Annotated in this window: 21 protein-coding genes; 8 read left to right on the top strand and 13 right to left on the bottom strand. The window is 69.6% G+C overall.

The window, feature by feature from the left end:
- Window positions 1-7 precede the first annotated feature (7 nt).
- Together AB0N78_RS00760 and AB0N78_RS00755 are read left to right on the top strand one after the other, a co-directional pair.
- Window positions 8-508, top strand: coding sequence for an OsmC family protein (locus tag AB0N78_RS00760; protein WP_363384517.1), 501 nt, complete (start codon window positions 8-10; stop codon window positions 506-508).
- 125 nt (window positions 509-633) lie between these two features.
- Window positions 634-2,073 (top strand): DUF4190 domain-containing protein, encoded by a 1,440-nt coding sequence (locus tag AB0N78_RS00755; RefSeq protein ID WP_363384514.1) that lies wholly within the window; start codon window positions 634-636, stop codon window positions 2,071-2,073.
- A gap of 78 nt (window positions 2,074-2,151) precedes the next feature.
- Here AB0N78_RS00755 and uvrA read toward each other — a convergent pair whose 3' ends face one another.
- Window positions 2,152-5,013 (bottom strand): excinuclease ABC subunit UvrA, encoded by a 2,862-nt coding sequence (gene uvrA / locus AB0N78_RS00750; protein WP_363384511.1) that lies wholly within the window; start codon window positions 5,011-5,013, stop codon window positions 2,152-2,154.
- Window positions 5,014-5,318: 305 nt separating this feature from the next.
- Here uvrA and AB0N78_RS00745 point away from each other — a divergent pair, with 305 nt between their 5' ends.
- From AB0N78_RS00745 to AB0N78_RS00725, 5 genes are all read left to right on the top strand, one after another.
- The gene (locus AB0N78_RS00745) at window positions 5,319-6,368 is read left to right on the top strand and encodes a DUF4190 domain-containing protein (protein WP_363384508.1); all 1,050 of its coding nucleotides are present in this window, start codon (window positions 5,319-5,321) and stop codon (window positions 6,366-6,368) included.
- Window positions 6,369-6,840: 472 nt separating this feature from the next.
- Window positions 6,841-7,557 carry a DUF4190 domain-containing protein gene (locus AB0N78_RS00740; protein WP_363384505.1) on the top strand — a complete coding sequence of 239 codons (717 nt, stop codon included), beginning with the start codon at window positions 6,841-6,843 and terminating at the stop codon, window positions 7,555-7,557.
- A gap of 77 nt (window positions 7,558-7,634) precedes the next feature.
- The gene (locus AB0N78_RS00735; RefSeq protein WP_363384502.1) at window positions 7,635-9,449 is read left to right on the top strand and encodes a glycoside hydrolase family 15 protein; all 1,815 of its coding nucleotides are present in this window, start codon (window positions 7,635-7,637) and stop codon (window positions 9,447-9,449) included.
- A gap of 452 nt (window positions 9,450-9,901) precedes the next feature.
- The gene (locus AB0N78_RS00730; protein ID WP_363384499.1) at window positions 9,902-11,110 is read left to right on the top strand and encodes a DUF4190 domain-containing protein; all 1,209 of its coding nucleotides are present in this window, start codon (window positions 9,902-9,904) and stop codon (window positions 11,108-11,110) included.
- Window positions 11,111-11,188: 78 nt separating this feature from the next.
- Window positions 11,189-11,998, top strand: a complete 810-nt coding sequence (locus tag AB0N78_RS00725) for a DUF4190 domain-containing protein (RefSeq protein ID WP_363384496.1) — start codon at window positions 11,189-11,191, stop codon at window positions 11,996-11,998.
- A 23-nt stretch (window positions 11,999-12,021) separates the two neighbouring features.
- On the opposite strand, the gene AB0N78_RS00720 is transcribed toward AB0N78_RS00725, so the two are convergent.
- On the bottom strand, window positions 12,022-13,161 hold the full coding sequence (locus AB0N78_RS00720; RefSeq protein WP_363384494.1) for an acyl-CoA dehydrogenase family protein: 1,140 nt from the start codon (window positions 13,159-13,161) through the stop codon (window positions 12,022-12,024).
- Between the two features lie 30 nt (window positions 13,162-13,191).
- Between AB0N78_RS00720 and AB0N78_RS00715 the strand changes: the two genes are divergently transcribed.
- Complete coding sequence (locus AB0N78_RS00715; protein ID WP_363384492.1) at window positions 13,192-13,476, top strand: YciI family protein; 285 nt, start codon at window positions 13,192-13,194, stop codon at window positions 13,474-13,476.
- A 15-nt stretch (window positions 13,477-13,491) separates the two neighbouring features.
- On the opposite strand, the gene AB0N78_RS00710 is transcribed toward AB0N78_RS00715, so the two are convergent.
- The 11 genes from AB0N78_RS00710 to AB0N78_RS00660 all read right to left on the bottom strand — a co-directional run bounded on the left by AB0N78_RS00710 (window position 13,492) and on the right by AB0N78_RS00660 (window position 24,480).
- The gene (locus AB0N78_RS00710) at window positions 13,492-14,490 is read right to left on the bottom strand and encodes a TerC family protein (RefSeq protein WP_363384490.1); all 999 of its coding nucleotides are present in this window, start codon (window positions 14,488-14,490) and stop codon (window positions 13,492-13,494) included.
- A 9-nt stretch (window positions 14,491-14,499) separates the two neighbouring features.
- A complete protein-coding gene (locus AB0N78_RS00705) occupies window positions 14,500-15,534 on the bottom strand; it encodes a TerC family protein (RefSeq protein ID WP_363384487.1) in 1,035 nt (344 codons plus the stop codon).
- Between the two features lie 172 nt (window positions 15,535-15,706).
- Complete coding sequence (locus tag AB0N78_RS00700; RefSeq protein WP_363384485.1) at window positions 15,707-16,150, bottom strand: VOC family protein; 444 nt, start codon at window positions 16,148-16,150, stop codon at window positions 15,707-15,709.
- An 18-nt stretch (window positions 16,151-16,168) separates the two neighbouring features.
- Window positions 16,169-18,271, bottom strand: a complete 2,103-nt coding sequence (uvrB, locus tag AB0N78_RS00695; RefSeq protein WP_363384482.1) for an excinuclease ABC subunit UvrB — start codon at window positions 18,269-18,271, stop codon at window positions 16,169-16,171.
- A 37-nt stretch (window positions 18,272-18,308) separates the two neighbouring features.
- On the bottom strand, window positions 18,309-19,613 hold the full coding sequence (locus tag AB0N78_RS00690) for a peptidoglycan DD-metalloendopeptidase family protein (protein ID WP_363384479.1): 1,305 nt from the start codon (window positions 19,611-19,613) through the stop codon (window positions 18,309-18,311).
- Between the two features lie 64 nt (window positions 19,614-19,677).
- Window positions 19,678-20,790 (bottom strand): HAMP domain-containing sensor histidine kinase, encoded by a 1,113-nt coding sequence (locus tag AB0N78_RS00685; protein WP_363384477.1) that lies wholly within the window; start codon window positions 20,788-20,790, stop codon window positions 19,678-19,680.
- Window positions 20,787-21,488 (bottom strand): response regulator transcription factor, encoded by a 702-nt coding sequence (locus AB0N78_RS00680; protein WP_363384474.1) that lies wholly within the window; start codon window positions 21,486-21,488, stop codon window positions 20,787-20,789. Before AB0N78_RS00680 ends, AB0N78_RS00685 begins: the two co-directional genes overlap by 4 nt.
- A gap of 56 nt (window positions 21,489-21,544) precedes the next feature.
- Entirely contained in the window at window positions 21,545-22,177 is a 633-nt protein-coding gene (gene pcp, locus AB0N78_RS00675) for a pyroglutamyl-peptidase I (RefSeq protein WP_363384471.1), read from the bottom strand.
- Window positions 22,174-22,791, bottom strand: coding sequence for a dephospho-CoA kinase (gene coaE / locus AB0N78_RS00670; RefSeq protein ID WP_363384469.1), 618 nt, complete (start codon window positions 22,789-22,791; stop codon window positions 22,174-22,176). The genes pcp and coaE overlap by 4 nt, the downstream gene beginning before the upstream one ends.
- 35 nt (window positions 22,792-22,826) lie before the next feature.
- Complete coding sequence (hisF, locus tag AB0N78_RS00665; protein ID WP_363384466.1) at window positions 22,827-23,600, bottom strand: imidazole glycerol phosphate synthase subunit HisF; 774 nt, start codon at window positions 23,598-23,600, stop codon at window positions 22,827-22,829.
- Between the two features lies 1 nt (window position 23,601).
- Complete coding sequence (locus tag AB0N78_RS00660) at window positions 23,602-24,480, bottom strand: FKBP-type peptidyl-prolyl cis-trans isomerase (RefSeq protein ID WP_363384463.1); 879 nt, start codon at window positions 24,478-24,480, stop codon at window positions 23,602-23,604.
- Window positions 24,481-24,484 lie beyond the last annotated feature (4 nt).

Raw genomic sequence — 24,484 nt, 5'->3', positions numbered from 1 at the left:
TGTCGGCATGGGGCTGCTGCACAGCTACGACGTCGACGTCATCTGGACCGGAGCCGGCACCGAGGGCACCACCGGGTACACCACGTACACCCGCGACCACGACGTGCGGGTGGAGGGGAAACCAGTGCTGCGCGGATCGGCGGATGCCGCGTTCCGTGGCGACCCGACTCGGCACACGCCGGAGGATCTGCTGGTCGCCTCGCTGTCCCAGTGCCACATGCTGTGGTTCTTGCACCTGGCCGGGGCTGACGGCCTGGTGGTGGTCGACTACGCGGACCGGGCCACCGGGACCATGCGGGTCGAGGCGGCCGGCCACGGCGCGTTCACCGAGGTGGTGCTCCGTCCGCGGGTTCGATTGCGCGGCGACCTGCTGCCCGGTGCGGAGCTGGACGCCCGCCTGGCGGGTGTGCACGAGCGGGCACATGAGCACTGCTTCATCGCGCGCTCGGTGAACTTCCCGGTGCTGGTGGAACCCATCCCCGCGCTGGTGGAGCACTCAATTCGCTGATTCTGCACTCATCGATCGCAGCACAGCACTCACCCGAACCTCCTCGGGCCACGACGCCCCTAACGTGACGCGTGCCCGCGCCCGATCCGGTGTGGGGGAACCGGATGTAAGGGACGCTTCCGCAGATGACCGAGCAGGACGGCGGCACACAGCCGCCCACGCCGCCGTACGATCCGACGCCGACGCCGTCGGCCAACACCACACCGCAGGCACCGAGCGCGCCGCAGTTCTCGGAGCCCACGGCACCGACGCCCGCTGCACCGGAGGCACCGACCGCGCCGCTCTTCTCGGCACCCGCGGCCTCGGCCTACCCGCCGCCGTCGACTCCGCCCGCCTCGGAGCCCACCGCCCCTCAGTACCCGTCACCCACCGGGGCGGGCGTCGGCTACTCGGGCTCCACTGGCACCAGCTACCCGAACGCGACCGGGACCCCCACCGGGTCCGCCTTCCCGGGTGCGACCGGGGCAGCCCCGACCACCCCCGCTGGGTCCGGCGACCCGAGCACCCCGGGCATGTCCAGCAATACGGGCGCGACGTACTCCGACGCGGCAGCCGGGTCACAGCCGCCACAGTGGTCCGCGCCGATGGGTGCCCCCGGGTCTTACCCCGGCCCCTCCGATGGCACCGACGGTGTCGCGCTGGCCTCGCTGATCACCGGTGTGCTGGGCACCGGTCCCGTCGCCTTGGTGCTCGGCATCATCGGACTGAAGCGGACCGGCCCGGGACAGAAGGGTGGCCGCGGCTTCGCCATCGCCGGCACCGTCCTCGGTGGCCTGGGCATGCTCGGCTGGATCATCGTCGCGATCCTGATGATCACCGCGGTGAACACCGTGGACAACGCCATCGAGGAGGCGAACCAGAGCCTCACCGACCTCAACAACGAGTACACCGCCGAGTACGCCGAGGGCTGCCGCTCCGGGGACATGATGGACTGCGACACGCTGTACGTCTGGGCTGAGCCCGGCAGCGAGGAAGAAACTCTCGCCGAGACCTGCAACGGGCGTGGTGACCGCAGCGAGCACGGCAGCTGCTACGCACTGGGCAACGAGCTCGACAAGCCGAGCTCCTACGGCGACGACGCCGAGATGGACGCGCTGTACGACTCGTGCAAGTCCGGTGACATGGCCGCCTGCGACGACCTGTACTACGAGGCCCTGTTCGATTCGCCGGACGATTCCGAGTACCTGGAGTTCAGCTCCACCTGCGGCAACCTCACCACCGCCGAGGACGGGTCGGGGTTGTGCCAGTACCAGAGCGATCTGGGCGCGACCGGTGGTTCCTCGGACTCGGCCGATGCGCTGGACACCTATGACTCGACCTCCGGGGTGTCCTACGAAGAGTGGTTGCAGCTGGTGAAGAACCTGGCGTCGATGGGCGGAACTCCCGAGGCCAGCCAGACCTATGGCGACAACTCGGTGCTCGACGTGTGGTGGGACTCCTGCGCGGAGGGTGCGGACAGCTCGTGCATGACGCTGTGGTTGACCTCCGCTGAGGGCAGCAACTACCGCGCGCACGCCGCGAGCTGTGGTGGTCGCGGCGCTCAGCCGGGTGTCTGCTCGTTCTGATCAGGCAGTAGCCGCTGGTGCCACACACAAGGGCCGCCCCGTTCGGACAGAACGGGGCGGCCCTTGTCATGTGCGGGGTCAGGCGCTCACGGATTCCTGACTCTGTTCCAGCACCTCGGCCAGGAACCGGCCGGTGTGGCTGGCCTCCACAGTGGCCACGTGCTCCGGGGTGCCCTGAGCGACGACCATGCCACCGCCCGAACCGCCCTCCGGGCCCATGTCGATCAGCCAGTCGGCGTTCTTGATCACGTCGAGGTTGTGCTCGATCACGATCACGGTGTTGCCCTTGTCGACCAGTGACTGCAGCACGCCGAGCAACTTGCGAATGTCCTCGAAGTGCAAACCGGTGGTGGGCTCGTCCAACACGTAGACGGTGCGACCGGTGGACCGGCGCTGGAGTTCGGTGGCCAGCTTCACCCGCTGGGCCTCACCGCCGGAGAGAGTGGTGGCGGGCTGCCCGAGACGGACGTAGCCGAGACCGACGTCCACCAGCGTCTTCAGGTGGCGGCTGATCGCGGGAACGGCGGCGAAGAACTCCGCTGCCTCCTCGATCGGCATGTCCAGGACGTCCGCGACGGTCTTGCCCTTGAAGTGCACCTCGAGGGTCTCCCGGTTGTACCGCGCACCGTGGCAGACCTCGCAGGGGACGTAGACATCCGGGAGGAAGTTCATCTCGATCTTGAGCGTGCCGTCACCGGAGCAGGCCTCGCAGCGCCCGCCCTTGACGTTGAAGGAGAACCGGCCCGCGGTGTAGCCGCGCACCTTGGCCTCGGTGGTCTCGGCGAACAGCTTGCGGATCCGGTCCCAGACGCCGGTGTATGTCGCCGGGTTGGACCGTGGGGTGCGGCCGATCGGTGCCTGGTCGACGTGCACCACCTTGTCCAACTGGTCCAGCCCGGTGATCCGCTTGTGTCGACCGGCGACCCGACGGGCGTGGTTCAGCTCGTTGGCCATCACGGTGTACAGGATCGAGTTGACCAGCGTGGACTTGCCGGAGCCGGAGACCCCGGTCACCGCGGTGAACACCCCGAGCGGGAAGCTCACGTCGATGTTGCGGAGGTTGTTCTCCTTGGCACCGATCACCTTGACCTGGCGCTTGCTGTCCGGCTTGCGTCGGCTGGCGGGCATCGGGATCGAGCGCCGCCCGGACAGGTAGGCGCCGGTCACGGACTCCTGCGAGTCCAGCAGGCCCTGGTAGTCACCGGAGTGGATGACCCGTCCGCCGTGCTCCCCCGCCCCCGGGCCGACGTCGACGATCCAGTCGGCGGCGCGGATGGTGTCCTCGTCGTGTTCGACCACGATCAGGGTGTTACCGAGGTCGCGCAGCCGGGTCAACGTGTCGATCAGTCGGCGGTTGTCCCGCTGGTGCAGGCCGATGGACGGCTCATCGAGCACATAGAGCACGCCGACCAGTCCGGACCCGATCTGGGTCGCCAAGCGGATGCGCTGCGCCTCGCCGCCGGACAGGGTGCCGGCCGGTCGCGACAGGCTGAGGTAGTCCAGTCCGACGTCCAGCAGGAAGCCCAGCCGGGCGTCGATCTCCTTCATCACCTGTGCGGCGATCTGGGCCTCGCGCACACCGAGTTGCAGTCCGGTCAAGAAGTCGCGGGCCTCGCCCACCGGGAGGTTCGTCACCTCGGCGATGGACATTCCACCGACCTTGACCGCGAGCACCTCCGGCTTGAGGCGCGCACCACCGCAGACCGGGCAGGGCACCTCCCGCATGTAGGCCTCGTACTTCTCCTTCGACCAGTCGGACTCGGTCTCCTCGTGCCGACGGTGCAGGAAAGTGATGACGCCCTCGAACCCGGTGGAGTACTGACGCTCGCGCCCCCACCGGTTCTTGTACTTGACGTGCACCTGGTGGTCCTTGCCGTGCAGCACGGCATCCTTCGCGCGCTGTGGCAGCGCCCGCCACGGGGTGTCCATCGAGAAGCCCAGGTCATCGGCCAGCGCGCTCAGCACCCGCTGGAAGTACTCCGACGAGGTCAGGTGCCACGGAGCGACCGCACCCTCGGCCAGCGACAGGTCCTCATCCGGCACCACCAGGTCGGGGTCGACCTCCAGTCGGGAGCCGATGCCCGTGCACTCCGGGCAGGCACCGTAGGGCGCATTGAAGGAGAAGGTGCGCGGCTCGATCTCGTCCAGCGACAGCGGGTGGTCATTCGGGCAGGCACGCTTCTCCGAGAACCGCCGGAACCGCTCCGGGTCATCGGCCTCAGCGTCGACCAGCTCGATCACCAGGAGCCCGTCGGCCAGGCCCAGGGCGGTCTCCACCGAGTCGGTCAGGCGGCGCTGGACGCCTTCGCGCGAGACCAGGCGGTCGACGACCACCTCGATGTCGTGCTTGAGCTTCTTCTCCAGCTGCGGCGGGGACGAGAGTTGGACGACCTCACCATCGACCCGCACCCGAGCGAAGCCCTTGGCCTGGAGGTCGGCGAACAGCTCCGCGTACTCCCCTTTACGTCCGCGGATCACCGGGGCCAGGACCTGGAACCGGGTGCCTTCGGGCAATTCCAACAGCCGGTCCACGATCTGCTGCGGCGTCTGCGCGGTCACCCGCTCACCACAGACGGGGCAGTGCTGGGTGCCGGCCCGGGCGAACAGCAGACGCAGGTAGTCGTAGACCTCGGTGATCGTGCCGACCGTCGACCGGGGATTGCGGTTGGTGGACTTCTGGTCGATCGACACCGCTGGGGACAGCCCCTCGATGAAGTCCACGTCCGGCTTGTCCATCTGTCCGAGGAACTGCCGGGCATAGGCGGACAACGACTCCACATAGCGTCGCTGCCCCTCGGCGAAGATGGTGTCGAAGGCCAACGACGACTTGCCGGACCCGGACAGCCCGGTGAAGACCACCAGCTTGTCGCGCGGGAGGTCCAGGTCGACGTTGCGGAGGTTGTGCTCTCGGGCCCCCTGGACCACCAGTCGATCGTTCACGCCGAGCATGCTACGGCTCGGCACCGACATTCGCACACTCGTTCGAACGACATCACGGGTGACGCGGCGAGCCGCATTCACTCACTGGCAGCCTGCAGTCACGGGGAACCGCGGAGACGATCACTCACCGCCGCCCAGCTAACGCCCGTTCCCCGAGCCAGGGCCACCTACCGCTAGGCGGTCGGGTACTCAATTGCCTGGCCAGGCGGCCACGCGAGCCGGAGTCGTTGCTGGTCGTCGCTACCGTGCGGTCGAGTTCGGGAGTGCCCCGGACAGCATCCCGATGATCTGGAGCCCCTGCGCGCATGAGCAACGACGCCACCCCGACGACCCCTGATCCGTACGGCGGCGGGACACCGCAGGAGCCCACCGCTCCGCAGTACCCCGGCGCGGAGTCGACCCCGGCACCCCGCTTCGGCGCGGACACTCCCGCCCCGAGCTATGGCTCCGACGCCCCGGCCCCTGGCTACGGCACCGGCGCGCCGGCCTCGCAGTACCCGGGCAGCCCCGCGCCCGCCCCGTCCGGCGCGACGGCACCGCAGTACGGCGGCGCTCCCACGGGCAGCCCCACTGCTGGACAGGCCCCGCAGTTCTCCGGCGCGAGCCAGTACCCGGCACCCGGAATGCCCACGCAGCCGTTCCAGCCCCCTGCCAAGCGGCCGACCGACGGCATGTCCATCGCAGCCCTCGTCGTCGGTCTGATCGGCGGCTCGCTGATCGCAATCGTGCTCGGCATCCTCGGTCTGCGCCGCACCAAGAACGGCGAGCGCGGCGGACGCGGTATGGCGATCGCAGGCATCATCCTCGGTGCGGTGACCACCGTCGTCTGGACGATCGTCATCATCATCGCGATCGCCGCCTCCACGGCACTGAGTAACGAACGAGCCGAGCTCCGCGACGAATGCGCGTCCGGCGAGATGTCCTCCTGCGACGTGCTGTACCTGCGCGCGGACGCCACCAACGCCGACGAGGAGTTCGGAGCGACCTGCGGCGACCGGACCGGCAGCAGCGACCTCGACATCACCCCCGGCACCTGCTCCTGGTATCAGGTCGAGAACGGCGAGCTCGTCGACCCGCTGGACTTCGGCGACCTGGGCACCGACCTCGGCAGCGATGACACCGCTGACGACCTGGACGACAGCACCGATCTCAGCGACTACGCCGGCATCCTCGACGCCGAGACCTACGGGGACAACGCGGTCCTCGACGGTTACTGGGACGAGTGCGAGGCCGGGGACGACAGCTCCTGCGACACGCTGTACATGGTGGCGCCGTCGGGCTCGGAGTACGAGAGCTTCGGTGACACCTGTGGCGGTCGCCAGGAGGCGAGCACCGGGGAGTACTGCTCCTTCTGATTGTTCTGATTGCGTGACCCAGGGCGCGCCCTTCCCACCAGGAGGGGCGCGTCCTGGCGTCTGGGCACCGGCCACCACCGATCAGACGCACTCACACCGGGGATCGACACCACCAGCGATCCGGATAGACCTACTCAACTCCGGGGCCGCTGTTCTGTGATGGCTCAGGTCGGGCCGACTGACCCCCTACGGTCGAGGTCAGAGCGGTTCTGCCGTGACCGGCCTCGCGATGATCTGGAGCACTGAGCGCATGAGCGACGACGCCACCCCGACGAGTCCTGAGCCTGCTGGCGAGGGCGTCCCCGACGTTCCCAGTCCGGCCACGCCCCCGGGCTACAGCGTCCCGCCCTACCCCAGCGTCCCGGGGCGCTCGGGCGACATCCCGTCGCTGTATCCAGCCGAACCGACGCCACCCCCGTATCCGAGTGCGGGCGCGTGGTACCCGCACGCAACAGCACCGCAGTACACGGGCGTGGCAGGACCGGGCTACGCCGACACCGGCGCGACCTATGGCGGTATGCCGCCCACCGGTGCCTCCGGTTATCAGCCGGTCGGTGCGCCGTATCCCCCGCCCCACAGTCACACCACCGACGGGGTGTCGATCGCCGCGCTGGTCACCGGCATCATCGGCACCGGTCCCGTGGCCCTCGTGCTCGGCATCATCGGCCTCCGTCGCACCGGGGCCGGGCGGCGTGGCGGACGTGGATTCGCCATCGCCGGGACGGTGCTCGGTGCCGTGGGCATCCTCGGCTGGATCGTTGTGGGCCTGTTCGCCCTGTTCGTTTGGAACACCGCCCACAGCGTCATGGACAACTACCGCACCGAGTGCGCCGACGGCGATCTCTACTCCTGCGATTCGCTCTACCTGATGTCCGGCGCGGGCAGCGACAACGAGCACTTCGGCAACACGTGCGGCGAACGAGCGGACAGCAATCAGTACGGGTCCTGCTACCGCTATGACATCGACGAGAACGGCCAGCTGGTCGACCCGTGGGACACCGACGACGCCTCCACCGAGGCGGACGCCTACGGTGACGACCCTGAGCTCGATGCCCTGTGGGGTGCCTGCGACGCCGGCGACGGCGATGCGTGCAACGACCTGTACTTCGACTCCCCGGTGGGATCGGAGTACGAGGAGTTCGGGGACACCTGTGGCGGCCGCCAGGAGGGCGGTGGCTGGTGCAGCTGATCTGCTGACCACCACGACGCGGCACATCCGGCCTGTTTCGGGCGGACGCGTGGCCGTGTTCTGGGCAGGATGAGCGCATGCCCTCCGGATCAGGACCCATCCCGATCGGTGACTACGCGGTGCTCGGCGACGGTCGCACGGCGGCGCTGCTGTCCCGTACGGGCTCCGTGGACTGGTGGTGCCCGCCTCGATTCGACTCCCCGGCGTGCTTCGCGGCGCTGCTCGGCGGGCCGGAGCACGGCCACTGGTCGCTGACCGTTCCGGACGCCATCGAGCGCACCCGACGCTGGCTCGGCGACTCTTTCGTGCTGGAGACCACGGTGCGGACACCGACCGGAGTTGCCGTGCTCATCGATGCCATGCCCGCACGGGAGGATGGTGCGGAGATCGTGCGGGAGCTGCGGGTCACCGCCGGGCACGTCCGGGTCTCGCACGAGTGGGTGGTGCGCCCGGGTTACGGTGCCGTGCTGCCCTGGGTGCATCGAGTGCAGGACGGGAACGGCGCAGCGGTGCAGGCCGTGGCCGGACCGGATCGTCTGCTGCTGCGCGGTGACCGATTGCCGCACCCGGTGACCGAAAGCGGTCAGCACGCGCACCGGGATGAGTTCACCGCGGTAGCGGGCGATGAGCTGCGCTGGTCCCTGCTCTGGACGCCGTCCTGGCAGGCCATCCCACCGCCCGCCGACGGCCATGGTGAGGTGCGGGCCGCCCAGGACGCGTGGGGCCAGTGGGCGCGCCGCAGCCACTACCGGGGGTCATACCGGGAGGAGGTGGTCCGCTCGTTGTTGGTGCTGCGTCTGCTGACCGACCGGGACACCGGCGGGATCGTCGCAGCGGCCACCACGTCACTGCCCGAGGACCCCGGTGGTGTGCGCAACTGGGACTACCGGTTCTGCTGGCTGCGCGATGCGGCGATGACGCTGCACGCACTCCTCGAGCACGGCTACCGCGAGGAGGCCCAGGCCTGGCGGCAGTGGTTGCTGCGCGCGGTGGCCGGTGACCCCGCGGATCTGCAGATCGTCTACGGGGTGGACGGTCGACGGGATCTGGCCGAACGCGAGCTGAGTCACCTGCCGGGCTATGCCGGGTCGACGCCGGTCCGGGTGGGGAATGCTGCCGTCGGACAGGTACAGAACGACGTGCTGGGCGAGGTGATGTGCGCCCTTGCTCTGGCCCGCGATTGCGGCATTCCGGAGAGCCCCGATTCCTGGTCCCTGCAGGTGCATCTGGTCGAGGCGTTGATCGCGACCTGGGACCAGTCGGACCGGGGGATCTGGGAGGTCCGGGGGGCACCACGGCGGTTCACCCACTCCGCGGTGATGGCATGGGCCGCGCTGGACCGCGTGGTGGCGGCGGTGACCGACCACGGCCTTCCCGGTCCGGTGGACCGGTGGACACAGGTCCGGGACCGCATCCGTGCGGAGGTCATGGACTGGGGATGGAATGCGGAACTCGGCACCTTTGTGCAGTCGGCGGGGGCCAGGCACACCGATGCCGCCCTGTTGCAGCTGAGCCAGGTCGGGTTCCTCCCGGCGGACGATCCCCGGATGCGCGGCACCGTAGCCGCGATCCGTGCCGAGTTGGAGGTGGCCCCGGGGTTGCTGCTGCGCTATCGCACGGCATGCGCCGACGACGGCCTGCCGGGCACCGAGCACCCGTTCCTGGCCTGCTCCGGCTGGCTCGCCGACGCCCTGGCCAGAGCCGGAGATGTCGACGGAGCCGAACTCGTGCTCGGCACCCTGACCCACATCGCCACCGACCTCGGTCTGTTGGCCGAGGAGTTCGACCCGAGCACCGGACGGATGATCGGCAATGTGCCGCAGGCGCTCTCCCACCTGGCCTTCGTCCGGGCGGTGCATCAGCACGACCTCGCCACCGGGATGCGGCGATGATCCGCGGCCTGTCCACCGGTGCCCGGGCGTGGGCGGGTGCGGAGGGCGCTGGTGTCCCGCTCCCCATCCCCCGCGACACGGCGAGCGACTCGCGGTCGGCACGCTGGAGTTGCAGGTGATAGCGCTGCGCGGGCACACCCCCGGGGTCAGTGGCGCTGGCCTGGCGGCACGATGACGGTGGGCATCTGTTCACCGGTGACTCGCTGTTTCCTGGTGAACCAGGCAAGACCCGCAGTCCCGCGGAGTTCCGGTTGCTGATGTCGGATCTGACGGATCGGGTGTTCGCTCGATCCGGTGACGCCACGCTCGTCCATCCGGGCCATGGCCTGCCCACCACCCTGGGCGACGAGCGACCGCAGCGTCCCGAGTGGTGGTCGCGGAGGTGGTGACCGATTCTGGCGGTCTGACATAGTTGCGGCGATTCCCGCACGCCGCGGCCCGAGGAGAGCCCCATGTCGACCGACGACGGCACCACCCAACCTGACGGGCCCGCGCAGCCCGCCCCGGAGCACCCGTGGCCGACCTCGGACTCCGACCAGACCGGTGGCACCCCCACCGAACGCATCGCTACCGGAGGCGACGAGCAGCCGGACGCCGACGCAGCAAGCACCGCGCCGCGCGCCGAGCAGGGGTCGCGGTGGGACGGCACACAGCCGACCGGCGCGAGCAGTTCTCCCTCTGGCTCTGCTGCGACCGGGTCGCCCGGCTACGGTCCGTCCGCGCCCGAGGGGACCGGACCCGGATACCCCGGCGGTTCCGCGGGGTCCGGGTATGGCAACACCCCCGGATACGGCAGCACTGAGCAGCCGGGCTACCCACCGGCAGCGCAGCCCGGGTACGGCGCACCGGGACAGACACCGCCCGGCTACGACGTTTCTGGATCGACCCCGTTCAGCCAGCCCGGCTACAGCGCGCCCGGCCAACCCGGCTACAGCACCCCTGGCCAACCCGGCTACAGCGCGTCGGGGCAGCCCGCACCCGCGTGGCCCGGTGACGGCACCCCGGGTTATCCCCCGCCCGGAGCCGGCTATGCCCCCTACCCCGGCCCGGCGTCCTCATGGGACGGGGTCTCCATCGCGGCCTTCGTCACCGCCGTGCTCGGCATGGCCGTCGTCCCTCTGGTGCTGGGCATCATCGGCAATCGGCGCACGCAGCGGAACCGCACCCAGGGCCGATGGATGGCCCTGGTCGGCATCGTGTTGGGCGCGTTGCAGATCGTCGCGTACCTCGCGCTGGCCGTCGTGCTCACCCTGGCCATCTCCCACGACCGCGCGGAGGAACGCGCTGAGTTGGACGCGCTGCACTCCGGTTGCGCCGCAGGTTCGATGGCCGACTGCGATGACCTGTACTGGGCTGCGGACATCGGCTCGGACGAGGAGGAGTTCGCCGACACCTGCGGAGGCCTCACCACCAACGCAGCGGGCAGCTGCTACCTGCTCGATGAGGACTCGACGACCGAGGACGACGCCACGAGCTCGGACGCCCAGCGCTATGGCGACGATCCGGAGCTGGACGCGCTGTGGGACGCCTGCGCGGCGGGGGACGGTGCGGCATGCGACAGCCTGTACATCGACTCCCCGGTCGAATCGGAGTATGAGGAATTCCGGGCGACGTGCGGTAACCGGCTGGACGACGCCTTCCTGTGCGAGGGCAACATCTGACCTGCTCGGCATGCCGGTTCCCCGCCGTGGCGTGTGACTCCGTAGAGTCAGCGGAGCACCACGTTCCGAGGAGAGTCCATGTCCTACCCGCTGCCCGCGCCGCCGATGGGGTATCCGCTGCCCCAGCCCCGGGCACCCCAGGACGGCTGGGGCATCGCGGCCCTGGTGACGGGGATTCTCGGACTCGGCCCGGTCCCGTTGGCGCTCGGTATCGCGGCCACCCGTCGGCGGCGGGCGCGCGGACTGGGCTCGGGCATGGGACTGGCGGGCATCATCCTGGGCAGCATCCAGATCGGCCTGTACCTGCTGGTCGGCGGGGTGCTGCTGGCGGCAACCGCCTCCGGCAACACCGAGCGCGCCGCGCTCCGTGCCGAGTGCGCGGCTGGAGAGATGACCTCCTGCGACGACCTGTACGTCTCTTCGCCGCTGTACTCCGATGACGAGGCCTTCGCTGACACCTGCGCCGGGCGGCATCCGGTCGGCAGCGGGATGAGCTGCGATGAACTGGACAACGCGGCGACGATCCCCTTGGCCTACGGCGATGACCCGACGCTGGACGCGCTGTACGACGACTGCGAGGCCGGCGACCTCACCGCCTGCGACGATCTCTACGCCCAGTCGCCCGGGTCCAGCGCCTACCTCGACTTCGGGGGCAGCTGCGGCGACCGAGGCAGTGACTCCCGCTGGTGCGTGAACGACCGGGGTGACGACCCGGAACTCGACGCCCTGTACGACGGGTGTGCCGCCGGGAACTGGGAGTCCTGCGACACCCTGTACGAGCTGTCCCGTCCAGGCAGCGGCTACGAGGCCTTCGCGGACAGTTGCGGCAACCGGACCGACGGCGGCGAGTGGTGCACGCAGGTCGAGGGGCTCGACCCGAACGTCTGACCTGTCGTCCGGTCCGGTGGGGCTCAGACCGGGCCGAGCACGGCGGTGGCGACGGTGCTGTGCGCGGATTCGTCGTCCGAGGGGTGGAACAGTCCGGCCAGGACGTCCCGGTACAGCCGTCCGAGCTCGTTCCCAGCGAAGTAGCTCCCGCCGCCGCTCACCCGGATCGCCCGGTCGACCACCTCGCGGGCGGTCTCGGTGGCGCGGACCTTGAGGCCGACGACCTGCGCGAACCAGAACGTCCCGTGGTCATAGCCCTGGTCGACGTCCCGGGCCAGGGACCACACCTGTGGCTCGATGCCCTGCTGCAGGATCGCGGCATCCGCGATCCGCCACCGAATGTCCGGGTCGGTGGCATAGGAGGCACCGCCACGCTTCACCGAGGTGCGCCGGTGCGCCGCGGCGACAGCCAGGTCGAGTGCGCGGCGGCCGATGCCGGTGTACACGGCGGCCAGCAGCACCTCGAACACCTGGAACAGCCGCAGGATGTACGGGTCCGGGCTCGGGCCGACCGGCAGGATTCGCACCAGGCGTTCCGGCCGTGACGGTGCTCCGTCCAGCACGGTGGTGCAGCTCTGGGTGCCGCGCATGCCGAGGGTGTCCCAATCGTCGCGGCTGGTGGCACCACCGTCCTCGCGGGCGACCACCGCGTGCACCAGGACGGGATGGTCGGGGTCGGAGTCGTCGCGACCGAAGGTGGCCAGTCGGGTCCAGACCGGGGACAGCGAGGTGAAGATCTTGGTGCCGGTGAACCGGTACCCGCCGTCGTCCTGCCGCTCAGCGCGGGTACGCGAGTCGAACATCACCAAGTCGTTGCCGCCCTCAGAGTTGCCGAAGGCGAAGATCTCCCCCGCTGCGGCCTCCTCCAGGATGAACCGCAGCGAGTCGTCACCACTGCGGTGCAGCAGGGCGGCGATCCCGGTCACCACCAAGTGCATATTCACCGACAGGGCGGTCGCCGGAGCCGCCCCAGCCAAGCGGGCCTGCTCGCGGGCGACCTCCTCCAGTGACAGGTCAGCGCCGCCGAGTGAGGCGGGGACGAAGGCGGTGAGATAGCCGGCGGCGCGCAGATCGGCGAGGTCGTCATGCGGGAAGGTGTTCTCCCGGTCGTGGACCGCGGCGCGAGCGGCGATGTCGGCCAGCAGCTGCTCGGTGAGGATCATGTGCCTCAGCCTGCCAGGTAGCGTGACGCCATGTCGCTCTACGCCGTCACCTATGCCTACGACCAGCGCGCCGACCTGCAGGACCAGGTGCGTCCCGCGCACCGGGCCTACCTGCGCGGTCTCGCCGACCGCGCCAAGCTCCGCGGCTCCGGCCCCTACACCGATGGCGCACCCGGGGCTCTGCTGATCTTCGCGGCGGACGACCGGGCCGAGCTGGACGGTCTGCTCGCCGACGACCCCTTCGCTCAGGCCGGGGTCATCTCCGACACACAGGTGCGGGAGTGGGCGTTGCTGACTGGGCCGTGGGCGGACTGACGCCCCACGCTGCGGTCAGTCGCCGACGCTCGCGCGCTGTTCGTCGCGGCGGGCGGCGGCGATGCTGGTCACCGTGGTGATCGCGAGGATGCCGACGATCACCACCAGCGACACCCAGACGGGCGGCTCCGGTGCCCAGGACACGTTCTCGCCCCCGTTGACGAACGGCAGCGTGTTCTCGGACAGTGCCTGGAACACCAGCTTCACGCCGATGAATCCGAGCAGGAAGCCCAGCCCGATGTTCAAGTAGCGCAGCTTGGACAGCAGCCCGCCGAGCAAGAAGTACAGCTGGCGCAGGCCCATCAGCGCGAAGACGTTGGCCATCAGCACCAGATACGGCTCCTGGGTGACGCCGAAGACCGCCGGGATCGAGTCGAAGGCGAACAGCAGGTCGGTGGCACCGATGGCGACCAGCACCAGCAACATCGGGGTAACCACCCGACGACCGTCGATCCGGGCGGTCAGATGCACGCCGTCGAATCGCTCGGTGGTCGGCAGCACCCGCTGCACGATCCGCACCAGTGCCGGTGGGGTGTACTCCTCGTCCTCACTGTCCCCCATGCCCTCGCGGGCGACCTTGATCGCCGTCCACACCAGGAAGATCCCGAAGAGGTAGAACACCCAGGAGAAGTGCTCGATCACCGCAGCGCCCAGGGCGATGAAGATCCCCCGGAACACCAGCGCCAAGATGATGCCCACCAGCAACGCGGTCTGCTGGAACTGCCGTGGCACCGCGAATCTGGTCATGATCAGCAGGAACACGAAGAGGTTGTCCACCGATAGCGAGTACTCGGTCAACCAGCCGGTGACGAACTCGCCCGCCGGCGCCGTGCCCCAGACCAGGGCGACGACGCCGGCAAACACCAGCGCGAGTCCGATGTAGACCCCCAGGTAGCGCAGGCACTCTGCGGCGCTCGGCACATGCGGTCGTCGACCGACCACCGCCACGTCGACGAACAGGATGGCCAGGGCCAGTCCGATCGAGACGGTCCATACCAGGGGCGAAACATCCATGCGGGGTGGTCAGCTCTCCTTGCCGGTCACGACGGAATCCGACTCGAGAGTATCCGCCTTCTTGTCCCGGCTGGTCTTGATCAGCGAGGCCACCGTGGCGATGGTCAGCGTGCCGAGGATGACCAGCAGCGAGGTCACGGTGGAGATCTCCGGGGCCCACTCGATGTGCTGTCCGCCGTTGATGAACGGCAGCTCGTTCTCGTGCATGGCATGCAGCACCAGCTTGATCCCGATGAAGCCCAGGATGACCGCAAGCCCCTGGGACAGGTACACCAGGCGCTCCAGCAGTCCGCCGAGCAGGAAGTACAGCTGGCGCAGACCCAACAGGGCGAAGGCGTTGGCGGTGAAGACGATGTACGGCTCCTGCGTGATGCCGTAGATCGCGGGGATCGAGTCCAGCGCGAAGATCACGTCGGTGGAGCCGATGGCGACCATCACCAGCAGCATCGGCGTGATGAACATCTTGCCGTTGATCCGGGTGGTCAGCTTGTCATCGTGGTACTCGTCCACTGTGGGCAGCGCGCGCTTGATCAGGCGCACCGTCATGCCGTCCTTGCGCTCACCGGCGTGGTCGACTTCATCCGGCTCGTGCTTCTCCCGGGCCAGGTTGATGCCGGTGTACACCAGGTACGCGCCGAAGAGGTAGAACACCCAGGACCACTGCTCGATGGCGGCGGCACCGATCAGGATGAAGACGGTGCGCAGCACCAGCGCGATGGCCACACCGACCAGCAGCACCTTCTGCTGGTAGATCCGCGGCACCGCGAATTTGGTCATGATGATCAGGAAGATGAAGAGGTTGTCCACCGAGAGAGCCTTCTCGGTGACGTACCCGGTGAAGTACTCGGTGCCGTGGCCCCAGCCCCACACCATGCCCAGTCCGACGCCGAAGACCACGGCCAGACCGATGTACACCGCCGACCAGATCGCCGATTCGCGGAAGGTCGGAGCGTGCGGGGTTTTCACATGCGCGTAGAAGTCGAAGATGACGAGGCCGAGGACGGCGGCGCCGGTGACCAGCCAGACCCACAGGTCAACTGACATGGATGTTTCCTCCGGTACAGGGGTGGACGAAGTACCGGAGGTCTCTCCCTACCCTGACGGGCCGATGCCCCCGGGTCGACGACGCAGGCGACCGTGCTGACGGGAGCACCGTGACGGGATACTCCCCTCCACAGCGGGGATAGCCTAGGCGATAGGTCCCGGGTTCACGACCTCACGTGACGCAGAACTCATTGCCCTCCGGATCGGCGAGTACCACCCAGGCACCCTCCTGCTCGCTGTCGACCTCGGACAGCACGGTGGCTCCGGCGGCGACCAGGACGGCGGCGTGCTCCCGGGCAGCGGCGAGCTTGGCCGGACGGTCAGTCAACGGGATGCCGCGCGTGGCGGAGAACCGGACGTCCAGGTGCACCCGGTTCTTGACCGTCTTGTCCTCCGGCACCTTCTGGAAGAACACCCGGGGGCCGTGCCCGTCGGGGTCGACGATCGCGTAGGCCGGGTCGCGGTCGTCGTCGGGGCCGATCCCCCAGGCGTCCATCGCCTCGTCCCAGGTGCTGAAGGGCGGCGGTGGAGGCTCCTCGACGTAGCCCAGCGCGGTGATCCAGAACGCGCCGAGCGCGCGCGGGTGGTGGCAGTCGATCACGATCTGGACGTCCATCGCGGGGCTCTCCCGGGTCTAGGCGGTGGCGGCGGTCATCTGGCGCAGTTCCTTCTTCAGACCGGAGATCTCGTCCCGCAGCCGGGCGGCTAGCTCGAACTGCAGCTCCGCGGCGGCGGCGTGCATCTGATCGGAGAGCTCCTGGATCAGGTCGCCCAGCTCCCCCGCCGCCGCACCGGCCAGCTTGGCGCGCTCGGTGGTGGGGGCCTTGGAGCCGAGACCGGGCACCGGGGCCTTGCCACGCGACGACTGTCGCCCGGCACCGCCCAGCAGCTCGGCGGTATCGGCGTCCTCCCGGGCCAGCAGATCGGTGATGTCGCCGATCTTCTTGCGCAGCGGCTGCGGGTCGATGCCGTGCTCACGGTTGTAGGCCATCTGGATCTCGCGCCGGCGGTTGGTCTCGTCGATGGCCTTGGCCATGCCCGGCGTGATCTTGTCCGCGTACATGTGGACCTGACCGGAGACGTTGCGGGCGGCACGGCCGATGGTCTGGATCAGCGAGGTGTCGGAGCGCAGGAAGCCCTCCTTATCGGCGTCCAGGATCGCCACCAGCGACACCTCGGGCAGGTCCAGCCCCTCGCGCAGCAGGTTGATGCCGACCAGCACGTCAAACTCGCCCATCCGCAGCTCGCGCAGCAGCTCCACCCGGCGCAGGGTGTCGACCTCGGAGTGCAGGTAACGGACCCGGACGCCCTTCTCCAGGAAGTAGTCGGTGAGGTCCTCGGCCATCTTCTTGGTCAGGGTGGTGACCAGGACCCGCTCGTCCTTCTCCACCCGGGTGCGGATCTCCTCCAGCAGGTCGTCGATCTGCCCCTGGGTGGGCTTGACCACGACCTCGGGGTCGATCAGGCCGGTGGGACGGATGATCTGCTGCACCACGCCGTCGGACATCGACAGCTCGTAGTTGCCCGGGGTGGCCGACAGGTAGACGGTCTGGCCGATCCGGTCGACGAACTCCTCCCAGCGCAGCGGGCGGTTATCGGTGGCGGAGGGCAGCCGGAAGCCGTAGTCGACCAGGTTGCGCTTGCGGGACATGTCGCCCTCGTACATCGCGCCGATCTGCGGGACGGTCACGTGCGACTCGTCGATGACCAGCAGGAAGTCCTCGGGGAAGTAGTCGAGCAGGGTGTTCGGTGCGGTGCCCGGCGCGCGGCCGTCGATGTGCCGGGAGTAGTTCTCGATCCCGGAGCAGCTGCCGATCTGGCGCATCATCTCGATGTCGTAGGTGGTGCGCATCCGCAGTCGCTGGGCCTCCAGCAGCTTGTTCTGCCGCTCCAGCTCGGCCAGCCGCTCCTCCAGCTCGTGCTCGATCCCGGCGATGGCGCGCTCCATCCGTTCCGGACCGGCGACGTAGTGGGTGGCCGGGAAGACGTGCACCTGCTCCTCGTTGCGGACCACGTCACCGGTCAGCGGGTGCAGGGTCTGGATCGCCTCGATCTCGTCGCCGAAGAACTCGATCCGGATCGCCAGCTCCTCGTACACCGGGATGATCTCCACGGTGTCGCCGCGGACCCGGAAGGTGCCGCGGGTGAAGGCCATGTCGTTCCGGCTGTACTGCTGCGCCACGAAGTCCCGGAGCAGCTGGTCGCGGTCCAGGGTGTCGCCCACCGACAGCGTGATCATCCGGTCGACGTACTCCTGCGGTGTGCCCAGGCCGTAGATGCAGGACACCGAGGCCACCACCACCACGTCGCGCCGGGTCAGCAGCGAGGAAGTCGCCGAGTGCCGGAGCCGCTCGACCTCGTCGTTGATCGACGAGTCCTTCTCGATATAGGTGTCCGTCTGCGCGATGTACGCCTCGGGCTGGTAGTAGTCGTAGTAGGAGACGAAGTACTCGACCGCGTTATTCGGCAGCAGCTCGCGGAACTCGTTGGCCAGCTGTGCCGCCAGGGTCTTATTCGGCGCCATCACCAGGGTCGGCCGCTGCAGCTTCTCGATCAGCCACGCGGTGGTCGCCGACTTGCCGGTGCCGGTGGCGCCGAGCAGCACGACATCCTTCTCCCCCGCGGTGATCCGGTCGGCCAGCTCGGCGATGGCGGTCGGCTGGTCACCCGACGGCTGGAACTCGGACACCACCTCGAAGGGGGCGACGGTGCGCTGGAGGTCGGTGACAGGACGCATGGGACGAGCCTACGTCCGGGGTCCGACACGCGGCGGGTCAGCGTCCGAGCAGCGGTGCCGGGTCGATGGTCGAGCCGTTCTGATACACCTCAAAGTGCAGGTGGCAGGCCGTCGACAGCCCCGTGGTTCCGGCGTAGCCGATCAGCTCACCCTGACTGACCTGCTGACCGGCCGACACCGCCACGCTGGTCATGTGGTTGGAGCTGCTCATCAGCGTCGCACCGTCCACCGTGCCGTAGTCCAGCATCACCTGATTGCCGAAGCTGCCCTGCCACTGCGCCCAGCGCACCGTCGCATCCCGGGGCGCATACAGCGGGGTGCCACACCCGGTGCGCAGGTCGATCCCGGCGTGCAACCGCTGGTAGCCCAGGATCGGATGGGTCCGCATGCCATAGGACGAGGTCACGTACATCGGCTGGATCGCGGTGGGATTGGCGAAGAAGACGTCGCCCGACGTGGTGGTGGTGGAGGTGGGAGCAGACGGTACGGGGGTGAGGGCGGCCAGCTCCTGTCGGAGCCGCTCACGCTCGCTCTCGGCCCGGGCCAGCTCGGCCTCCGCTTGCGACCGCATCCCCGTGAGCCGATCCCGGGCCGCGGTCTGCTCGGCGATCAGTGCGGTCAGCGCGCTCTCGGCGGTCATGGCCGCCGCCCGAGCCTGATCCGCGCTGGCCAGTTCTGCCTCCGCCTGCGCGGTCAGGGTGGCGATTCGGTCGGCAACGGCGGTCAGTCGCAGCTCGGCGTTCCGGGCCTCGGCGACCCCGGCGGCGAGCTCCTCCGCCACCTGCGCCTGGGCCCGCTGAGCGGTGGCCGTGGCCTGCCAACCGTCGGTCAGCTCGGCGACATCCCGGGCGTCGATCGCCACCGCCACCGCCGCCAGGGACGCGGCACCACCGGACTGCATCGCCTGGCGTGCCATCGACGCGGCTGACGCCCGCAGTCGCTCCTGCGCGGTCGCAGCGGCAGTCACCTCGGCGTCCAAGGCGGCCCGTTGGTCGGTGGCATCGGTGAGCCGCTGACGCACCAGGGCGAGGCGACGCTCTGCACCGGTCACCGCCTCGCGCGCGGCGGCCGACCGCTGCTGCGCGGCCGGGAGCCGAGCCGCGGTGGCATCCAGGTCGAGCACCGCCCCGGCCAACTCGGTCGACAGTCCCTCAACTTCGGACCGCAACTGCTCCCCGCGCTCCGTGGCTGCCTGCGCTTGCTCCTCCAGGGCGGCACGGTCATCGGTATCAGCGGCGGCGACGGACATCGAGGGGCCGAGCACCAGGGCCAGGACCAGACACACCACCGGCACACGACGGGGGCGGCGCGTGCCGGTGGTGGCTGGGGTGAGGGGAGTCACCACACCGACGCTAGGTCGTCGCAGAGGGGTTCAGGCACGCTCAGAGCGAATGCTCATCAGACCCTCATCGAACCCGGAGCGAGACCGGCAGTCGCACGGTCGCCGTGGTCCCCTGCCCTACTCCGGGGCTGGCCAGCTCGAGCGTGCCGCCATGGGCCTCGACCAGTGCCTTGGCCACGGTCAGCCCGATACCGCTCCCGCCGCCGGACCGGCCAGGGTCGACCCGATAGAACCGATCCAGCACATGCGGCAGATGCTCTGCCGCGATCCCCTGCCCGGTATCGACCACGGCCAGCGACAGCTCCTGCCGGTCGGAGCGCAGCCGCAGCTCCACCGTCCCGCCGGGGCTGGTGTGCCGTAGGGCGTTCCCGAGCAGGTTGGTCAGCACCTGCCCGATCCGGTCCGGGTCCACCAGCAGCGCGACGTCGCCACCGACCGCATCGACGCGCAGTGTCACCTGTTTAGCCGCGAACGCCGGTCCGGCCACCGCCACCGCCGACCGGGCCAGCGCCAGAGTCCCGGTCACCGCAGGGCGCAATGTCGGCCGTCCCTCCTCCGCCGCAGACACCGCCGCCATGTCCTCAGCGAGCCGCGACAACCGGGACACCTGCTCGCGCAGCACCCCGAATGTCGCCGCATCCGGCTGCCGAACCCCGTCCTGCAACGAGTCGATGTACACGCTCAACGTGGTCAGCGGCGTCCGCAGCTCGTGGGCGACGTCGGCCAGCAGGCGACGCCGGGTGGACTCGACCCGGTCCAACCGACCGGCCAGATCGCCGACCGCCGACGCCAGGTCGTCGACCTCCACGCCCAGATGCGGGACGGGGACCGGTTGGTCGTAGGCACCCTGCGCGATCCGGTGAGTGGCGGCGACGACTGGTCGCAGCGACCGCGACAGCCTCCTCGCCACCAGCACGCTCAGCACCGCCGCGACCAGGAGCCCCGCCGCCAGCGCCACCATCATGGTCCGGCTCGCCGCGGTGAGGAGAGCGGCCTCGGCGTGCACCACCGCATCGTCCGGACCGGCACTTTCCTGCCCGTGCCCGCGCAGGGCCGCGTGCACGATATCCGGCCCGATCAGCGCTGCAGTCAGTCCGACCGCCAGCACCGTGACCGCAGCCACCACCGACAACAGCACCAGCAGCCGGGGGGCGATCCCCCACCGTCGACCGGTCATCCGTCCCCCCACCGATAACCCACCCCGCGCACGGTCCGGATGTACCGCTCCCGCTCGACGGGACCACCGAGCTTGCGGCGCAGATGCAGCACATGCTGGTCAACCAGATGGGGGTCCCCGAACCAGGGACCGCCCCGCATCCCCTCGATCAACTCCGCCCGAGTCAACGCCTCATGCGGGCGGGCCAGCAACACGGTGAGCAGCTCGAACTCGGTCGGGGTCACCGACACCGGCTCGCCGCGCAACGTCACCTCCCGTGTCCCGGTGTCGACGGTCAGATCACCGCGCCGCACCGGGGTCGGCGGGAGCGTTCCCGGAGTCCGGGCGCGACGCAACACCGTGTCCACCCGGGCCACCAACTCCCGCGGCCGGAACGGTTTGGTGACGTAGTCGTCGGCACCCGCTGCCAGCCCGGTCAGCACATCGGATTCCTCGGCCCGGGCGGTCACCATGATCACGTAGGCGGTCGAGAAGTCCCGCAGTCGACGACAGACCTCCACACCGTCGACCTCCGGGAGACCCAGGTCGAGCACCAGCACCGCCGGGTCCCACGCCCGCGCGACCTCCAGCGCCTCGTCGCCCGCGCCCACGATCCGTACCTGGTGACCCCCACGGGACAGGTACGCGGCAACCGCCTCCGCCAACGCTGGCTCGTCCTCGACCACCAGAACACGCGCGGGCGGGGTCGGGAGGGACATCGCCCCACCGTGCCATGTGCGCGGGCCCAGCAGAAGACGATCTCAGCGAATCCTCATCAATGCTCGGCACCCGCCGCCATCGGCACGTCCACCGGATGGGCCAGCGCCGATTCGATCACCGCGGTCAGCGCACGCCCGGAGAGCTCCGCCGACAGCGACGGTTGTCCGGTGGGCATCTGCTCCGGCAGACGGGGGACGTGAACGAACCCGCCCCGTGCCCCGGTGGTGGCCAATTCATGCGCGAGGGCGAAGGCGATGGTGTTGCAGACGTAGGTGCCTGCGGTATTGGACACCTCCACCGGCACCCCGACGTCCTGGACCGCGAGGAGGGCGGCCTTGATGGGCAGGCTGCTGAAGTACGCGGTCGGGGCACCGGGAAGCACCGGGACATCCACCGGTTGGGCACCGTCCTCATCCGGGATGCGGGCGTCCTGCACGTTGATCCCGACCCGCTCGATCGACACCCGGCCCCGGCCACCGGCCTCACCCACCGCGACCACCAGCGTCGGACGGTGCTCGACGATCAGCGCGCGCAGTCGCTCCGGGGCCCGGGTGAAGGACACCGGGAGCTGCGCGGTGACCAGCGCCTCCGGACCGGACCAACAGCGGCCGACCTCGGTGACCGCGGCCCACGAGGCGTTCACCGGCTGGCCGTCGAAGGGCTCGAACCCGGTCAGCAGGACGGTCATGACCGCTCCTGCGCCCGCTCGGCGGCGATCCGCGCCCAGAGGTGGTCGACCTGTTCGCGCAGACCCTGGGCGGTGCCATTGCCGTCCAACACCACATCGGCGGCGGCAGCCCGAACCTCGTCGGTGACCTGGGCGGCGATCCGGGCGCGCGCATCGTCCTCGGTCAGGCCGCGGCCCTCGACCAATCGCCGGACCCGGAGCTCGACCTCCGCCCGGACGGTAACCACCAGGTGGAAGGAGTCCTCCCGACCGGATTCGGCCAGCAGGGGGATGTCGTGCACCACGACGGCATCGGGGTCCGCAGTGGCGGCGGACGCCTCCCGCTCGGCGGCCAGGCGGTGCACGATCGGGTGCACGATGTGGTTCAGCCTGGTGCGAGCGGCTTCATCGCCGAAGACGGTCCGGCCGAGCGCCGGACGGTCGAGCGCTCCGTCCGGATCGAGCACCGAGGGACCGAAGGCCGCCACCACCTGGTCCAGCCCGACCGAGCCGGGTGCCACGGCGTCACGAGAGAGCAGGTCGTAGTCGATCACCACCGCCCCGAGCTCGGCGAAGCGGGCCGCGGCGACGGACTTGCCTGCCGCGATGCCCCCGGTCAGTCCGATGCGCTGCATCCGCCCATCGTGCCCTGCCCGTGGCACCGGGCGCATCAGCGGACCGCGAACCCCCGGGACCGCAGGTGGTCTTTCACCTCGGCGATGCTCAGGGTCTGGAAGTGGAAGACGCTGGCGGCCAGCACCGCGTCCGCGCCCGCCTGCGCTGCCTGAGCGAAGTGCTCGACGGTTCCGGCGCCACCGGAGGCGATCAGCGGGATGCGCACCTCGCGGCGGACCGCCCGGAGCATTTCCAGGTCGAAGCCGTCGGTGGTGCCGTCGGCGTCCATCGAGTTCAGCAGGATCTCCCCCGCGCCCAGCTCCGCGGCACGCATGGCCCACTCGACAGCATCGATGCCGGTGCCGCGACGACCGCCGTGGGTGGTGACCTCGTAGCCCGAATCAGTGCGGGCCTCACCCGCGCGCACCCGGCGGGCGTCGACCGAAAGCACCAGCACCTGGGAGCCGAAGCGCTGGGCGATCTCTCCGATCAGCTCCGGGCGGGCAATGGCGGCGGTGTTCACCCCCACCTTGTCCGCGCCCGCCCGCAGCAGACGGTCCACATCGTCCGCGGAGCGCACCCCGCCGCCGACGGTCAGCGGCACGAAGACCTGCTCTGCGGTGCGTCGCACCACGTCGTAGGTGGTCTCCCGGTCCGAGGACGATGCGGACACGTCGAGGAAGGTGACCTCATCCGCGCCGTTCGCGTCGTAGGTCGCCGCCAACTCCACCGGGTCACCGGCATCGCGGAGATTCTCGAAGTTGACGCCCTTGACCACCCGACCGGCGTCCACATCGAGGCACGGGATCACTCGGAGTGCGACCGACATGTCACTGCCCTTCGGTGGAATCGGGTGCCGGGGTCCGAGTAGCCAGCAGGTCGATGACAAAGACCACGGTCTGTCCGGCGAACTCCTCGGACTGGGTGACTCCCAGCGCGTAGGACGGCGGCACAACCACCATCACCTGCGACCCCACCGACTGTTCCAACAGGGCCTCGGACCAGGCCGGCACATCGGAGAGGGTGAAGGTCTGCGGGCTGCCGGAGGTCCAAGTGGAGTCAATCTCCCGCCCGTCGGCCCAGACGAACCCGGAGTACTGCACGGTGATGACGTCGTTGGCCGCGACCTGGCGACCGGTGCCGCGAATCAGCGGCTGCACGGTCAGGTCGGTCGGCGGCTCGCCACCGGTGGCAGTGATGGAGGGTGCGCCGTCCTCACCGAGAGTGACGGTGGGCATGCCCTCGCGCGGGGCGACGGCTTCACCGGTGGCTCGGGTGGGCAGGACGTCCAGCACGGTGACGGTGGGGTACGAGGAGGCCGCGGCGCTGGAGGCCGGGGCCATTTGCACCAGGCGCGCACCCACCTTCTGTCCGCTGAGCGTGGCGTAGAGATCCCGGCCCAGATCCTCCTCAGTCAGCATCCGCGGCGTGGGGCTGGTGGTGTACGACTCCTTGACCAGGCTGGCGTCGTCGGCGTTCTCCAACCAGAAGTCCAGCAGCACCGGACGCCCGTCGACCAGATCCGGCCCCGTGCCCTCCCAGACCGTCTCCCGGGTGGTCTCGGCGACCTCCAGCGGGGTCCGGTAGGTGACGGTGGGGGTGGTGCCCACCTCACCGGTCACCACCACCTCGGGGTCCTGGGGTGTGTCGTCGCCGCAGGCGGTGAGCAACAACACCGCGGCGGCGCACAGGGCCACGATCCGACGCACGTGG

Source organism: Cellulomonas sp. NPDC089187, assembly GCF_040685135.1.
Lineage (GTDB): Bacteria > Actinomycetota > Actinomycetes > Actinomycetales > Cellulomonadaceae > Cellulomonas.
The sequence above is the reverse complement of the archived record's forward strand: the minus strand, read 5'-3'. Positions and strand labels throughout refer to the sequence as shown.